The organism is Granulicella aggregans (genome assembly GCF_014203275.1).
Classification (GTDB): domain Bacteria; phylum Acidobacteriota; class Terriglobia; order Terriglobales; family Acidobacteriaceae; genus Edaphobacter.
In genome coordinates this window covers 181,761-199,436 of the sequence record NZ_JACHIP010000006.1, presented here as the reverse complement: position 1 = coordinate 199,436, position 17,676 = coordinate 181,761, and the positions used below count along the sequence as shown (strand labels likewise).

4 protein-coding genes are annotated in these 17,676 nt (G+C 61.5%); 3 read left to right on the top strand and 1 reads right to left on the bottom strand.

Annotated features, from left to right (window positions below; translation table 11 throughout):
- Positions 1-6: 6 nt before the first annotated feature.
- Entirely contained in the window at positions 7-2,268 is a 2,262-nt protein-coding gene (locus HDF16_RS20750; RefSeq protein ID WP_184221183.1) for a TonB-dependent receptor, read from the top strand.
- Between the two features lie 29 nt (positions 2,269-2,297).
- On the opposite strand, the gene pulA is transcribed toward HDF16_RS20750, so the two are convergent.
- A complete protein-coding gene (pulA, locus tag HDF16_RS20745) occupies positions 2,298-5,735 on the bottom strand; it encodes a pullulanase-type alpha-1,6-glucosidase (protein WP_184221181.1) in 3,438 nt (1,145 codons plus the stop codon).
- Positions 5,736-6,363: 628 nt separating this feature from the next.
- On the opposite strand from pulA, the gene HDF16_RS20740 reads away from it, so the two are divergent.
- Positions 6,364-12,684, top strand: a complete 6,321-nt coding sequence (locus tag HDF16_RS20740) for an Ig-like domain repeat protein (protein ID WP_184221179.1) — start codon at positions 6,364-6,366, stop codon at positions 12,682-12,684.
- 311 nt (positions 12,685-12,995) lie between these two features.
- Positions 12,996-17,621 carry a protease pro-enzyme activation domain-containing protein gene (locus HDF16_RS20735; protein ID WP_184221176.1) on the top strand — a complete coding sequence of 1,542 codons (4,626 nt, stop codon included), beginning with the start codon at positions 12,996-12,998 and terminating at the stop codon, positions 17,619-17,621.
- The last annotated feature ends 55 nt before the right edge of the window (positions 17,622-17,676 follow it).

The following is a 17,676-nucleotide window of genomic DNA, read 5'->3' as shown; positions in this document are numbered from 1 at the left end:
CTGAAGATGACGTGTCGCTGGTTACTGTCTGTCGTGGCCGCGTCGCTGCTTTCTCTTTTTGCAGCACCTGGGAGCAGCGCGCAATCGCCCCGTGAGATTCACGGACAGGTGGTCGATGCCACAGGAGCTCCGGTAGCCGGGGCCAAAATCCTGCTTGGCGGTGTTGAGCAATCGAAGACCGACGCCGAGGGAAGATTTGCTATCACGGTCTCCTCCACGAATGCACCACTCACGGCGGTCTTCGGTGGCCTACACGCAAGCGTCCCGTCACCGACCGGTACTGATCTTCACCTTGTCCTCATTCCCGCAACGATCGACCAGAGCGCCACAGTCACGGCCACGCGTTCCTCCGTCGAGATGGGCATCGTCGCTGCGACAGTAGAGACGTTGTCTTCCACGAAGCTGTATGAATATCCCGCGCTTACGCTGGACGAGCGCCTGCGCCAGCACGCCGGCTTCGAACTCTTCCGGCGCTCCAGTAGCTGGGTTGCGAACCCCACCAGCGAAGGCATCTCTCTGCGCGGTCTTGGTTCGACCGCAGCCAGTCGCACGCTCGTCCTATCAGACCTTGTCCCCCTCAACGACGGCTTTGGCGGATGGATTCACTGGAACGAACAGCCCCCTGAGACCATCGACGCAATCACGCTTGCTAGCGGCGGGGGATCCGACCTCTACGGCTCGAGCGCCCTCGGAGGCGTCATCGATATCGTCCCATCGCGCCCCGGCACCGTCCTCGCTTCCGCAGATATCGCCGGAGCCTCCGAAGACACGTCGAACTACAGCGGACGGGCCGATCTCCGCCACGAAAGTACAAGCGCTCTGGTCGCTGGGCAAAGTTTTCGCACCGCCGGATACACCATCGTCGCTCCCGCGATTCGCGGCAAAGTCGACGTTCCATCCAATGGCCACTATCAGAATGGTCGAGTTGAACTGGCACGTACTTTGCCCAGGGAAGGCCGCGCCTGGCTGACCGGCAACCTGCTCAACGAGGATCACGGCAACGGCACACCCATCCAGACCAACGGCACACGCCTGTGGCGCTACATCGCAGGCGACGATTGGAAAGCCGGTTCGCACGTCGACGGCAGAGTGAGAGGTTACGGCAGCAACGAAGGCTATCGCCAGAGCTTCTCGTCCATCAACGCCGCGCGTTCAACGGAGAACATCACCCGCCTGCAGCGCGTTCGAACACAGGAGTTCGGAGTCTCGACCGATGCGGCCTACCACTTCGAGCACGTCGCGCTGATCGCCGGCGGCGATCTACGCGACCTTCGCGCGACTGACTTCGAGACGCCCTACTCCGCCGGGGCTCCCACCGGCATTCAGGACACATCGGCGAGGCAACGTTTCTACGGCGGATTCGGCGAGATCGTAGCAGAGCACCACGGCTGGTCGGGCGCGCTCTCCCTGCGCGGCGATGAGGCCGCAAACCTCGACACCAACGCCATCGTGCGGAGCGGAACAAAACCTCAGACGCTCACCCGGACGCCGGACCGTCATGAAGCCGTGCTCAGTCCGAGGCTGGGAATCTCGAAGCAGCTTCCGGCCCGCTTTGAGCTTCATGCGTCTGTCTTCCGCGCCTTCCGCACGCCGACGATGAACGAACTCTACCGCACCGGCCAAGTTGGCCAGCAGACGACGCTCGCGAACTCCGCGCTTCTCTCAGAGCGTGCGACAGGCATCGAAGGCGGCGCTCATTGGACATCGCCTCGAAGCCTCGCAGCGTTGCAGGCCACATACTTCTGGACGGAGATTAACCGCCCCGTATCGACCGTCTTCCAGAGCGGCACAGCAACATCGACCACGCTCCTAAGAGAAAACCTCGGCCAGATCCAGAGTCAGGGCGCAGCGCTTGGCGCTCAGCTTCAACCAGGGCACGGCCTGTCTCTGGACTTCGGCTACCAATATGCTCACGCGGTAGTCACCGCCTTTCAACCGCAGCAGACGCTGGTAGGCTTGTGGATTCCCCAGGTCCCGCGCCACACCGCCACCGGACAGCTTCGCTACCATCACGGCCCCGGAAGCTTCACCCTTGCGGCACGCCAGAGCGGCCGCGCCTTCGACGACAGCGCAAACACCTTTGAGTTGCACACCTTCTTCGTACTCGACGCCTACGCCGAGTACCGCGTGCATTCCCACATCAGCGCTTATCTGTCCTTCCAGAATCTGCTGAACCGCAGCATCGAAACCGCGCGAACCCCTAACCTCACTTTGGGCACACCGTTCCTCGCGCAAGGCGGAGTCCGATTGAACTGGGGCCGCAACTAGGCACCCAGTCCAATCGGATTTGAAGCGATCTATTGCAGGCTGACGAAGACCGCCGTCGTCAGTCCCGGCACGACAACGGTGCCAGTATTGCGATCGAACTTCGACGTCTTCACGACGCTGTCGGTTGAGAGTTGCTGCTCCGGATGGAGACGGAATCCCACTCCTTCGAGTCCCGCCGCAGTGAAGCTCTGCTGCGTGGTGCTTGCGTTGAAGACGACGAGTATGTGCTTGTACAAACCGTAGTGCCCCCCGTTCGCATCCAGCTGCATCACGACAAGGTCCGGCGTCTGCGAGCTTCCGTTGTTCAGGAAGTGCAGGTTGGCCTGCACCTCGTTGAACGTGCCCATACGGAAGAGCCCCGAACTCTCGCGGATCTTCAGGAACGCCTGAAACGCGCTCGTCGTCGATTGAATCTCCGCCGGCGTCGGCTTCAATGCGGAGTTCGCCAGCAACGGCTGTTGAAAGTTCCACTGGCTGCTGTTCTGGCTCGCAATCGGCAACCCAATGCCCCAGTTATTCCCCTGTCCCGTCCAGTCGATCTTGTTGAACCAATCGCCGGAGTCGTAGCTGTTCTGGTCCATGTCCTTCGAGCGCAGTAGATCGTCTCCCGCAGCGAAGAAGGGAACTCCCTGGCCCAGCGCAACAACGCTCATCGCCAGCACCTGTCGCCGTGCCCGGGTGACTGCCGTATCCGCCTCCGAAGCCTTGATCTGGACCGTGTCGAAGAGGTTCTGGTTGTCGTGCACGGAAACGTAGTTGACCGCCTCGACCGGCGACGCTGTGTAGCCCGTTGGCTGTCCCTGGTAATCAAGCTGTGCTCCGGTGATGGTAGCTCCAGTCGAGTCGGTAAAACTATAGTCGCGCAGATTGCCCGTCAGCCCGACCTTGATCCAGTCCGTCCGGTGCAGCAGCGTGTTCTTCTGATCCAGCAGCGCAGTCTGCTGCGAGGTGTAGCTACTCGCATCGTCGAAGAGGCCAGTAGCAAAGCCCTGTACGCGTTCGTCATCGAAGGGCCCACCTCCGCGCACACCATCGCGAATGCGGTCGTTGAACGTCCCAATACCGTTGCCGTAGAGGTTGATCTGGTTCGCGGCAACTCCCAGCGCGTTGTTCGCCGTCTCACCAAACGTAAAGCCCTCGCCGTAGATATAGATCTTCGACCCATCAATGCCATCGCGTTCAAGCGTCAGCTTCGCCAACGCCTGCTTGATCTGCTGCAGGTTCTTCACAAAGGTGAAGCTCATAATGTCGAAGCGAAAGCCATCGATCTTGTACTTCTTCGCGTTCCACAAAATCGCATCCTGCTGCAGCTTGCCCATCATGAGGTGCTCGGTTGCGGTGTCGGCGCAGCACGATCCCGTTTCGAGATTGCCGTCCATATCCAGTCGGTTGTAGTAGTCGGGAACCACCTCGTCGAGGATGGAGTTCGTCGCCTCACCAAATCCGCTGGTGTGGTTGAAGACGACATCCTGGATCACACGTAGACCCACCCGATGCAGGCCCATCACCATCTGGCGATACTCCTTCACCCGCTTGTCGGGATTGACGGCATAGCCGCCCTCGGGTGCGAGATAGTGATCCGGATCATAGCCCCAGTTGTAAGCATCTTTGGCTTGGACAGCCGCAACAGCGGCCTGTTGCTGTTGCCCGTCCGGCGCATAGATGCTCAGGTCAGGCGTGGTCTGCCAGGTAGTCTTGTCTTCGTTGATGCTGTTGAAGTGGAAAGTTGGCAGCAGATGCACTGCCTTCAACCCCGCAGCCGAAAGCTGCTCAAGATGCTTCATGCCATTCGAGCGGAAGTCGGTGAACGCGAGGTACGTCCCGCGATGTTCAACCGGCACGGTCGCGTCCCCCACGCTGAAGTCGCGAACGTGTAGTTCATAGATGCTGAGATCGTTGGTCCGCCCCAGCCAGGGCGAGCGGTCTTCATCCCAGCCTTCAGGCTTGTTCGCATCGGCGTCGATGTCGGTCAGCCGGCTCTTGGTCGCATTCAACGCCAGGTCGATCGAGTAAGGATCGGTGACGACGTTCTCCACTACGCTCCGCACGCTGGGCGCGTAAACCTTCTCGTCGAGCAGGTAATACTTCCCGATCCAGCTCTCCTCAAGCGACGCCGACCACAAGCCCTTGTCCTCCTGCATCACAACCGTCTTTGCCGGTGCCGTGTCGGTCCCGAGCTTGAACAGCTGCAGACTCATCGACTGCGCCGTAGGGGCCCACACCTTCACCTTCACCGCGCTCCGATTGTCCTTATCGTCCTCGTCATCATCAAACCAGCCACCGAATCCGTGGCCGCGAACGATGACGCCAAGCTTCCCCGAGTAGGCGTAGAGATCGTCGAGCACGCCAGCGTCCTGCACCCCTGTCGCGTAAGTCAACGTCCCGTCGGTGCGCTTGACAAAGATCGCGAGTTGTCCCTTCACCAACGCGGCATAGTCTTTGGCCTTGAGTGTCTTGGGCAGTTGCAACACGGTATATCCGGTAGCCAACTGCGGGAAGCGCGAGATCTGATCGGCGGTCAGACTGCCGCCCACAGTCAACGGAATATCAGTCCCTCCGGTCACACCGGTAGAGGTCAACTGCAAGTTAGCGGCCGGGTCGCTCGCCAGAAAATACTTTCCACCCGACTGTAGATAAGCGCTCTGGATCAGCACCGCACTGCGATCAACCCAGAACGCCTGTAGCTTCAAAAAGCTGCCATTCAGTAACTGTGCCGCAGTAGGCTGCGTCAGGTAGACATTGCCGTCGCCCGAGATCTTCCATGCCTCGTTGTAGATGTCCACGTTCAGGTGGAGATCGTCGGGCGTGTCCTTGGTGCCGTTTACGATGTTGTGGACGATGAAGCCAAGGTCCTGAGGATTGGCCGAGAGCGGAACGTCATAGTACGCGCCGTAGTCATCGCTCCCCGTCTGCGGAATGGGTCCGCCGTTGTAGTTGCCGGTATCGGCGGTGGTGTCGTTGAAAGCGTAGACGTACCATCCCGTGAAGTTGTTGTCAGGGCGGTAGTAGTGGATACGTGCGACGTTCGCGGGAATGTTCGGGTTCTTCGCGGAAGAGGTCTTTGGCGGCGAAGTCATCAGCCCCGTCGTATTCGAGACCTGCCAAAATTCGTTCCCTTGTGCCGACGGATTCGCGAACTCGTTCGGGCCGGGATCTTTCGCTCCACTTTGTAGGTTGTGGACGATGATGCCGACGTTCTTCGCACCCGCCGTCACGCCCACATCGAAGTAGACCCCGAAGGTGTCGGTCCCGGCGATCAGCACCGGGCCACCGTTGAAGTTGCCTTGGTCTTCGGTCGTATCGCCGAAGGCGTAGATGCTCCATCCTGTGTAGACGCCATCCGGGCGGAAGTAATGGATGCGGATATGATCTGCCGGAATCGGGGTTGCGGCGTGAGCCACCGCAACCATCAGGGACAGCAGGCACATCGCAAGGGCCACCGCGCGCAGACGCTGGAACAGGAACATTGGATTCTCCGAGAAGCGAATGTTTCACCGGCCCGGTCGTCAAAGGCAGCGAAGTGGCGGAATACTAGACCGCGGCTAACGCGAAAGTCCACCCTCCCGCCAAACTTTCTTCAATCCACGAGTATGTCCGCCTTGCACCACCTGCTCTTCCATTACGCGAGTGGCGAAACTTCTCCGCAGAGGGTCTCTGCGCCAGGGAGGCCTCGCGCGGGCCTCTTTGCGCCCGGCTCGCCCGGCATCATAAGCGGTTGAAAATAATAGCTTTACATGAGGATAAATCGGGTAGGTAACGATGTGCTTTTGAGTATGGAGGGTCGGCGTCTTCTCCTTTACGCTCAGTTCATCCTTCGATCGACACAACGCCAGGGCCCGGGCTTTCAGCCGGTTCTGTCAGCTACTCGGACTCCGCTCGTCCGATCTCGTGTGCTCTTCGATCGATGATCTTCCGCATCGCCGAACTACGCCCTGCCCGGATCCGAAAAGACCACGCCGTCTTTGCCAGGTAGTGTTGCGGCTCTTCCGACCACACATCAGCAAGCTTTTGCATTATTCACGACCCATATTCCGCTGGGGAAGCGGCCGGGCTCCATCAGCCCGATGCCCGTCCGCCCCAAGCCATAGGACAGTCATGTTTAGCAGATTCCGGATTCGCCGCAGCCTCTCCCCGATCCTGGCAGTTCTCCTGGTGGCCCTTGCTGTCCCCGTGTCGCAGGCGGCCTCACGCGTTGCGCCGCTCATTACTAAGCCGGTCGACAACGCCAGCCTGGTGAAGCTGGGCGGAAGCACCCATCCGCTGGCCAACGCGCAAAACGACCGGGGAGCGGTCACGCCTTCGCAGCCGATGAACCGCATGATGATGGTCCTCAAGCGCCCGGCGGCGCAGGACCAGGCGCTGGCCGCCGCCATTAAGGAGATGCAGCGTCCCGGCTCGAAGACCTTTCATCATTGGCTGACCCCGGAACAGATCGGTGAGCAGTACGGCGCTGCTCCCGAAGATGTCGCCAAGGTGACGGGCTGGCTGGCCAGCGCAGGCTTCCACGTCAACTCCGTCTCCAAATCTCGTAGCGTCGTCGAGTTCTCGGGTACGGCATCGCAGGTAGCCTCGGCGTTTCACACGGAGATGCACAACTACGCTTGGAAGGGCGGCACCTACTCGGCGAATGCCAGCGACCCGCAGATTCCGGCCGCTCTCGCGCCCGTGGTGGCGGGCTTCGCGGCGATGAACAACTTCCCCATCAAGGGTGCGCACTCGGACTCGAAGGTGGTTCAACTCGACAAGAAGACGCATACCTGGACCGCAGTTGACGACGGGAAGACTCCCGGCGGCAGTGTGGGGAAGGGAGGCGTACGTCCCGCCCTGACGACCACGCACACCGCCGACGGCCAGACGATGTACGGCGTGACGCCCTACGACTTTGCCACGATCTACAACCTGAAACCCCTCTGGGATGCAGGCCTCGACGGCACCGGCCAGCAGATTGCCGTTGTGGCCGAGAGCGACATCAGCACTGGCGACGTGGACCAGTTTCGCAGCGCCTTTGGACTTCCAGATAAGCACTTGAACATCCTGCATAACGGAGACGCTCCCGGCCTGCTGAACGACCAGGACGAGGCATCAATCGACGTCGAATGGGCGGGCGCGGTGGCGAAGAACGCGACCATCAATCTTGTTGTCTCTGCCTCGACCCAGGTCACGGCCGGGATCTATCTCTCGATGACCTATGCCGTCGACAACCTGACGTCGCCGGTGTTGAGCGAGAGCTATCAGACCTGCGAGAGCGCACTAGGCCCAGCTGGCAACCTCTTCTTCTACCAGACCTGGCAGCAGGCGGCAGCGGAAGGCATCACGGTTGTAGTCTCTTCGGGCGACAGCGCTGCGGCGGCCTGCGATATCGATCCCTTCCAGATCGCCTCGAACGGTATTGCAGTCAATGGCTTCGCATCCACTCCCTATAACGTCGCCGTCGGCGGAACCGACTTCGCGGTCAACATCACCAATCCCACGCCGTACTGGGGAACGACGAACGACCCTGTGACCCAGGCCTCTGCGCTTTCCTATATCCCTGAAGTTCCTTGGAATAACTCCTGCGCCAGCCCAGAGGTCTTCGCAGCGTTCAGCGGAGGTTCGGGCGATTCCTCCCCGGCGCAATGGTGCGACGACTATCAGCTTCCCGGCAATTATCTGACCCCCGAAGGCGGTGGCGGAGGCGCGAGCAGCTGTACCAGCTTTGACCCAGCCGCCTATCCGACACGTGCGTACTGCGCGGCAGGCTACGCCAAGCCGGAGTGGCAGGCCGGAGTTAACGGTATCCCCGACGACAAGGTTCGCGACGTGCCGGATGTCTCGCTCTTCGGCTCCTATCTCACCTTCGGCAGCGCCTATCTCTACTGCATGACCGACCCGAAGTATGTGCCGTCCTGCAACTACGACACTCCCGACGGCCTCAAGTACCTGGCAAGCGGCGGCACCTCGTTCGGCGCACCAGCTTTCGCCGGCATCATGGCTCTCATCAACCAGAAGACCAGCTCCTCGCAAGGCCTTGCCAACTACTATCTCTATTCGATAGCGGGCCAGGAGTTCGGAAGCACCGCCTCACCGAACACCAGCCAGACGAATGCCTGCCGAGCAGGATCGTCCCCAGGCGCGGCCAACTCCTGCACCTTTTACGACGTGACCGAGGGCACAAACGCACTCCCCTGCTTCATCACCAGCTGGGACTGCATCAACGGCCCCGAAGGCTATGCCGGCGTGCTTGCCGCCTACACTTCGACCCCAGGCTACGATCGCGTAACCGGGCTCGGCTCGATCAACGTTGAGAACCTGGTCAATAACTGGGCCACCCTCGCAGCCGCCACACAGCCAACGACCACCACGCTGACGGCCTCCACCACGCTTTCAAGCTATGGCCAGCTGATCACTCTCTCCGGAACGGTGGCTCCAGTATCCGGCTCCGGCACGCCACCTGGAGCGGTCTCGATCCAGGGCATGCAGCTGAACCAGGCGTCGCTCAATCTGACGAACGGGACGTATAGCCAGGCGGTCGCAAGTCTTCTACCTGGTGCCTACGACATCACCGCCAGCTACATAGGTGACGGCGGATATCTCAACAGCATCTCGTCCCCCATCTCGATGACTGTCGCAGCGGGAACGCCGACCGACACGCTCGTCTTCTCCGCCGCCAACGTTCGCACCGGAGCTGCGCTGCCCTCGAGCAATGGCGCGATTCCCTACGGTGATGAGGTCGTCGCGACTGTCACCGTACAGGGTCCAACTACAGCTCCCGGCGTTCTTCCGCCGACCGGTAGCGTCACCTTTTCCGCAGGCGGCACGGTCCTCTCGACCGTTCCACTCACCTCCACCGCGGCAGGCATGACGGCCACCTATCAGACAGTAGCCGGCCACATCGCCAGCTACTCCCTTACGGCGAGCTACAGCGGCGATGCCAACTACAATCCCATCGCCGCGCTCACCGCTCCTTACACCGAGGTTCAGGCCGCTACCTCTATCGAAGCGCACGCCAGTGCCAGCACGATAGCCAGCGGAGACACAGTCAACCTGATCGCCAACGTCTTTTCGAACAGCTACGCCTCACCTCCAACCGGATCGGTGACGTTCAACCTGAATGGAACGGCCATCGGAACATCCCGCCTCGCGAGCAGCACTGACACGTTGACCGGCGCGGGCATTGCAACGACCACCTTTGCTGTCCCTGCCTCGGCAATCGCGGACGGCAACAACCAGATCGTCGCGACCTACAGCGGCGACGATAACTTCCTCACTTCGACCGCGACGCCTTCCTCTTTCATCAGCCTCTCCGGTCAGCTGCCCACGCAGATGTCCCTGACAGCGAGCAGCGCCACGGTGACGAACCTGACCCCGGTGACGGTGGTGGCGACCCTCGCGGTGGGAACAACTCCCGCGACGACCGGCTCGGTCAACTTCCTCGATAACGGAAAGCCAATCGCTCAGATCCCAGTAGTCGGATTGACCCCTGCTGCCGGGGCCGTGACAGGCACGGCAACACTCGTGACCCGCCTTACTCCCGGAACGCACGTGATCGTCGGCATCTACAGCGGTGCGGGAAATGTGCTGCATCCCACCGGCGGGGCAGCACCAGCGATCACCGTGACCGCTGCGCAACAAACCGTGACAACGTCGATCAGCGCGATCAACGATGCTGCCACCCCCGCGAATTACGACGTGACCGCACTGGTCGTCGCCGGTGGAATTACCGCCCCAACGGGAACGCTGACGCTGCAGGAAACGAGCCTCGGCGTTTCGGTGGGCAACGTTGCTCTTGATCCCAACAAGGCCGTCTCTGGTCCTTCGCCGGAGGTCGCCGTAACCACCGGCAATCAGACCGGGTTGATCGTTACCGGAGACTTCAACGGTGATGGCATCCCTGACTTCGCCGCCACCAGCCCCAACCTCGCAACGCAATTGATGGTCTCGATCGGCGTAGGCGACGGCACCTTCAAGCCGGCAGTCGGTTCGGTGGTTAGCACGGACCCGACTCTCACCAGCGCTTATGGACTTGTAGCCGGCGACTTCAACGCAGACGGCGTCGCGGACATCGCAGTCACCTTCGCAACCAGCAACACCATGGTCGTGATGCTGGGCAACGGAGACGGAACCTTCCACCCGGGACAGACGCTCTCCATTCCTCCCATCGGTGCTGCCCCATCATCCACTCTCGGAAACATGGTCACCGCCGACTTCAACAGTGACGGCATCCAGGACATCGCCCTCTTCAACGGCGGAAACTATGTCGGCAATATCGAGGTCTTCTTCGGTGTAGGCGACGGTAGCTTCGGTCACACTCCCACCATCATTCCGAGCATCGGAGACTACGACTCCGGCAACGCCCCTGACGGCCTGGTGGTTGGCGACATCAACAATGACGGCAAGCCGGACCTGGTTGCCTTCATCCAGACCGACGGCGAAGTAGCCACGTTCCTTGGTAATGGAGATGGAACCTTCCAAGGCGAGTTGACCTATCCGTCCGGCAGTCTCACCACCTTCGGTGCTCTCGGAGACGTGAACCACGACGGCTTCCCGGATATCGTCGCACCGAACCGCGCGGACCAGAACATCTCCGTCTTCCTCAACAACCAGGACGGCACCTTCGCCAGCCCCAACACGTACAAGGCAGCGTCGATCGACGATCCTCAGCAGTACTACTACCCGGAGCCGTTCAGCGTAGCCCTCGCCGACATGAACAACGACGGCGACATGGACGTGGTCATCGCGAACAACCACATCAACCAGGTCTCCATTCTCTACGGCAAGGCAAATGGATCCTTCCAGCAGTACACGCCAAAGCTGATCAACACCGCTCCCGGGCCCTTCCAGGTGCTGGTGAGCGATCTGAACGGCGACGGAACCCCGGACATCCTGGTCGAAGAGCCAACCTCGGGCACGATCGGTGCGATGCTGAACGGCCAGACCTGGACGACGACGATTCTCAACGTGCTTCTCTATGGAGCCGCGACAGAGATGGAGACGATGACAGCCACCTACTCCGGCGACAGCGTCAACCTGGCTTCGACCTCGGCTCCTCTGACCCTGCCGGGTTCGGGAAGCAAGGTGACAACCAAGCTGGATTGGACCCCGGCAACTGCATCCGCAGTCTTCGGCACGGCGATCCCCGCCGGGTCACTGAACGCGCAAGTCGAGCACAGCGTTTCCGGAACCATCGCCTACTCCGCACAGACGGCACTGGGAGCAACCATTCCGGTCGCCGCCGGTGACACTCTGCCGGGTGCGGGAACCTACGCTCTCCTGGCGGCTTTCACTCCAACCACTCCCACTGACTACTCCCCGAGCACGGCCAGCGTACCATTCACCGTGACCAAGGCCACTGTGGCCGAGACGCTGACTGCGTCTACCGCACAGGCTTCTTCGGGCGTTGCTGTGACCCTCACCGATGCAGTGGTCTCGACGACAACCACCACCACCCCTACCGGCATCGTGACGTTCTTCTCGGGCACCACCTCGCTGGGTTCGGCAACGGTGGACAGCACCGGCGTCGCCACCATCAGCACAGCAAGTCTGCCGGCTGGCACCGCAAGCGTCACGGCGAATTATCTGGGCGATGGCAACTTCACCCCCGGCACCGCCGCCGCGGTCTCGGTCGTCATCGGAACGCCGGGGATCGCATTGTCGGTCGGAGAGCCAGCGATGACCCTGACAGCAGGCTCGTCCGCTGCGGAGTCTGTCGCTGCAACGTCGCAACTCGGCTATACCGGCAACGTCACCTTCACCTGCGGCAGCCTCCCCGCAGGTGTCAACTGCATCTTCGCTCCGGCGACGGGCGCGGTCGGTGCGGCCGCTCTACAGTCCACGCTGACTGTATCGGTCCTCGCGCCCGCCTCCGGTTCCACAACGCAGAGCGCGATCGCCAGCAGCCGTATCCTGGCGGCCAGCTCTGCGGCCATAGCCTCGATCTTCCTGATCGGGTTCACGGGCCGGCGCAAACGCATGACCTGGCTGGTTCTGCTGCTCCTGACGGTCGGAGGATCCGCTCTCATCGGCTGCGGCGGGAGTGGAGCCAAGGCCACGACGCCTGTCACCCCGGCGGGACCTGACGCGACAACCGTCGCGATCAGCTCGTCGGCGATCAAGAGTGCGAGCGGAAGCTTCGTCACCTTGACCGCGAAGCTGGCAGGGACCAACGCCAGCACGGCGACGGGCAGCATCGCGTTCTTCGACGGCGCAACGCAGATCGGAGCAGCAGATGTCGCCAATGGATCGGCGGCTCTCTCTATCAACACCCTCAGCGTCGGCGCACACGGCATCACGGCGAAGTATGCCGGCGACAGCCTCAACCAGTCATCCACCTCCGGCGCCGGCTTCAACCAGGTCATTACCGGACAGACAAGCTTTACCGTGACAGCTACTTCGGGAACCATCAGCCAGTCTTCAGTCGTCAACCTGACCCTGCAGTAGCGGGGGTCGCAATCACAACCGGGCTGGTGCAGCTCCGCCAGCCTCCTGACCGGAGCCCTCCCGTCCGCGTAACGCTATGAACGAAACAAACTTGTACGGCAATCAATCGAGTAGGTAACGATGCGGTTTTGAGTAGGGAAGATTCATTCCACCCGTTGTAAGCTCAGCGCATCGTTGCCAACTCAATGCAGGAATCAGGCGTGCCGCAGAGCTGGTTTGCAGCGTCATTTGCCCTAACTCATAACCCAATCTCACTGGGGAGACGACCGGGTCTCATATCCGCAATCGCCCGCCTCAACCATAGGATAGCCATGTTACGCAGATTGCTTATTTGCTTCAGTCTCTCCCTGGCCCTGGCCGCCTCCGTTTCCTCATCCGCCTCGGCCCAGCAGTCGCAGGCCGTGCAATTGAACGGTTCCCATGTGCCCTCGCGCATCACCGCAGCGGTCAACGAGAACGCTCGCGTGGCTCTGCATGGCAACGTGCATCCTCTTGCCCAGGCGCGTTACGACCGCGGTGCCGTCGCTGCGACGATGCCCGCTTCTCGTCTCATGCTCCTGATGAAGCACAGCCCCACCCAGGCTGCCGCGGTTCGCGAGTACATCGACTCCCTCCAGGACAAGAAGTCGCCGAACTATCACAAGTGGCTGACGCCCGAGCAGTACGGCGCGAAGTACGGCCCCTCCGATCAGGACCTGCAGGCCGTCACGACGTGGCTCCAGTCGCATGGGTTCGCCGTCAACCGCATCGCCAAAGCGCGCAACGTGATCGAGTTCTCTGGCAACGCAGGGCAGGTGCAGGAGGCGTTTCACACCTCGATTCACCACTACGTAGTCAATGGCGAAGATCACTTCGCCAACGCCACCGATCCCGAGATCCCGGCCGCGCTCGCCCCCGTCGTCGCGGGCGTAACCCAACTGCACAACTTCAACCTGAAGAAGAACAGCGTGGTCGGCAAACAGGGCCACTGGAGCGCTGATTCCAGCCGCACCGGCAAGAACATCACCTGGACAGATCCCCACGGAAATGAATCTCTATACGTCGCACCGGCCGATGTCGCCGTGCTCTACAACACGCCCAACCATACCCTTAACCCCAGCTACACCGGGACGAGCTATGACGGCACCGGCGTAACCGTCGGCATCGTCGGCGACTCCAACTTCATCATGAAAGATGTGGCCAACTACCGGGCATTCTTTCTAAACGACACCAACGCCGCCCATCTGCCCAACGTGATCGTGGATGGCAACGATCCCGGCGTGACCCCGGATGCAGGCGAAGCGATTCTCGACAACGAGATCGTCGGCGGCGTCGCTCCCGGAGCGAAGATCAACTTTTACACCTCCGAGAACACTGACCTGCAGGCCGGCCTCTTCCTTGCCATCTTCCGCGCCCTTGACGACAACACCGCCGACATCCTGAATGTCAGCTTCGGTGGTTGCGAACAGGGCCAGGGGCAAGCCGGCAACCAGCAGGAGTTCCTCGCCTGGGAGCAGGCGGCCACGCAGGGTATCTCGGTCACGGTCTCTACCGGTGACAGCGGTGCCGCGAGTTGCGACAACCCCAACACCCAGCAGATTGCCTACGATGGCCTCGCTGTGAACGGCCTCGCCTCGACGCCTTACGCCGTGGCTGTGGGCGGAACCGACTTTGGTGTGCTCTCCTCCAACTACCCCTCCTCGTTCGACCAGTACATGAACTCGAATGGCGGCGTGGCACCTTACTACGGCAGCGTTCTCGGACCGATCCCGGAGACAGTATGGAACGACTCCACGACGAACAACACGACCCTCAATCTGAACGTGCCGAACTCAAAGTACAACATCGTCGGTGGCGGCGGCGGCATAAGCACCTGCGGCTACGAGGACGAGAGCAGCCGATGCCTGGCCGGATATGCCAAACCCGCGTACCAGACCAACCTCACCCCCGCAGACGGCGCTCGCGATCTCCCGGACGTCTCCTTCTTCGCTTCGAACGGCTTCAGCTTCGCGATCTGGGGAGTCTGCGCGGATAACATCACCAACGGCGAAGCCACGACCTATACCGACTGCGAGTTGGTAAACGGCAAGCCCTCTTCCACCACAACGCTTAGCGGCTACGGCGGAACCTCCGCCGCGGCTCCAGCCTTTGCCGGCATGCTGGCTCTGGTCAGCCAGTCGACAGGCAGCCGGCTCGGCAACGTCAACCCGGTCCTCTACAGCCTGGCCGAGACGACACCTTCGGTCTTCCATGACGTAACCGTCGGCAACAACTCGGTCTTCTGCGAGTCCGGGTCTCCGAATTGCAACTCCACCAACTTCCTTACCGGCTATGACAGTGGCACCGGCTACGATCTCGCCACCGGTCTGGGCAGCGTCGACGCAACCGCTCTGGTTCAATCGTGGCCGTCTGTAAGCTTCGCTCCTTCCACGACCGGTTTCCAACTGGGAACGAGCATGGCCACGCTTACTGAGGCAGCCATCACGGTTCAACACGGAACGCCCCTCACCTTCATGTCGGAGACCGCGCCCGGAGGCTCAGTCACCGGCAACGTTACGCTGATCACCGACACCGACGTGACCGTCACCCCCGGAGGCGGCGCACCAACTCCCCTGTACAGCCTGAGTGTGGGTGGCATCGCCACCGGCACGACGACATGGCTCCCCGGCGGAAGCTACAACGTCTACGCCTACTACGGTGGCGACACCAGCTACGCTGCCAGCAAGTCCAACCCAGTCCCCGTCATCGTCGGACCGGAAGACAGCACCACGGCGATCTCGACGGTGTTCTATGACGCTTCGAGCGGCCTTCCGTTGAGTGGTACCGTCGTTCCTTACGGGGCCTATCTCTTCGCAACGGCCACGCCTCAAGGAGTCAGCGGCCCGAGTTCAGTTCCTACCGGAACGGTCACCTTCAAGAACAGCAGCACAGCTCTGGGAAGTCCGGTAAATATCAATACCGCCGGGATAGCGTCGTACAACAGCCAGGACCAGCCTGCGTTCCCAGCCGGGACGTACCAGTTGAGCGCCAACTACTCAGGTGACGCTAGCTACAACCCGAGCCACAGCATCTCCTCGGCCTTTACCGTCACCAAGGGTCAGATCTCGACTTCGCTCTCTGCCGATTCGACGGGAGTGAGCTATGGCGGCTCGGTCACGCTTACGGCCTATATCGCAACCGATAGCGTGGGCAACTTCCCCACCGGCCCCATCACGTTCATGAGCGGCAGTACGGTTCTCGGTACGGCAACGATGGAGACTGGCTACAGCACTCAGGACTACACCGATGCGGGCATTGCGAAGGCGACCATCACCGGAACTCAGTTCCCGAAGAATGGTGTCAACGGTGTGACCGCCACCTACGCAGGTGACGCGAACTACGCCTCCTCCATTTCGAATGGCGTAGGCATCACGGTAACCGGTGTGCCGACTCCGAAGATCGGGCTGAACGGACCTGCGACGCTGACCATCGCCAGCCCGGGCACTTCCGTCGACGCAACCATGACGGTGACGCCCTTCGGCGGATTCACCGGGGCAGTCAACCTGACGTGCGCCGTGACCGGACCTTCAGGAGCGGTCTCGGCTCCCACCTGCGCAGCAGCGACCGCAACCATCACCGGCACGACGGCGACGACCGCAACCGTCACCTTCGCCACAACCTCAACCACCACGGCAGGCGTTTACTCGGCGACTGTTACTGGTGCTGATGCGGCCACCGGTAAGATCGCCGCTTCGGCGACGATCGTCCTCACGGTCAATCCGGCAGTCGTTCCCGCCTTCACCATGGCGGCTACGCCAGTAACCCTCGCAGGCCCCGGAACAAGCGCTGCCTCTACGGTCTCCGTCACGCCTTCAGGCGGATTCACCGGTGGAGTCTCGCTTACCTGCGCAGCATCAGCCGCAGGGCTGACCTGCGATCCGGCCGGCGCGACTGTCGCTGCGTCAGGAGGAAGCGCCAGCCTCACTATCCACGCTCCGTCAACCACCGTCGCCGGCGCTTACTCGCTGACCGTCAACGGCGTCGATGCGGCAACCGGCAAGGTGACTGCCTCAACCATGGTCGCAGTGACCGTGAACGTAGCTGCAACACCTTCGCTCGCCATCGCCGCCACTCCCGTTACGATGAGCAATCCCGGCGCGTCGGCGGGTTCAACCGTCACGCTCACTCCGTCCGGTGGATTCGCCGGTACGGTCAACCTGACCTGCACCGTTACGGCCAGCCCGACCGGAGCCGTCTCGCTGCCGGTCTGCCCCACCACGACAGCAAGCATCTCGGGGACAGCAGCCGTCACCGCGATGTTGAACATCGAAACCACCTCCACCACCACACCCGGCTCCTACACACTGGCGGTCACCGCAAACGCCGGAGGTGCCTCCGTCGCGACAACCAGCGTAACGGTCACCATCAGCGCTCCAGTCGTTCCGGCAGGCTTCACCCTCACGGGAACCTCGGTGACGGTTGCCACCCTCGGATCGACCGGGACCTCCACGATCACGCTCACCCCGGCCGGTGGATTCACCGGACAGGTGAACCTGAAGTGCGCCATGGCATCAGCACCGAGCGGAGTCAATGTCGATCCTACCTGCTCCTTCGGCTCCAGCAATAGTGTTGTCATCACGGCATCCGGTCCGGTCACCGCGACGATGAATGTGGCGACCAGCACGACCGCGACAGCCATGGTCGCTCCCCACAACGGTGGATGGCAGGGAATTGCTCAGGCCGCAAGTCTGGCTGGATTGCTCTTCTGCTTCATCCCGTCCCGCCGTCGCAAACGCATCGTGTTCATGGTCCTGCTGCTTGCCGCAGCCGGCTCCTTCACGATCGGCTGCGGAGGTGCGGCCTCAACAAGCTCTACTCCAGTCAACGGAGCAGGCGCGTTCACCTTTACCGTAACCGGAACAGACGCAGCAAGCGGAGCTTTGGTCAGTTCAACGACGGTAATCGTGAACGTGCAATAGACGTCGCCACACTGAGCTGTAATCAACGTCGTCTGTTGGGCATCCGCGATGCGTG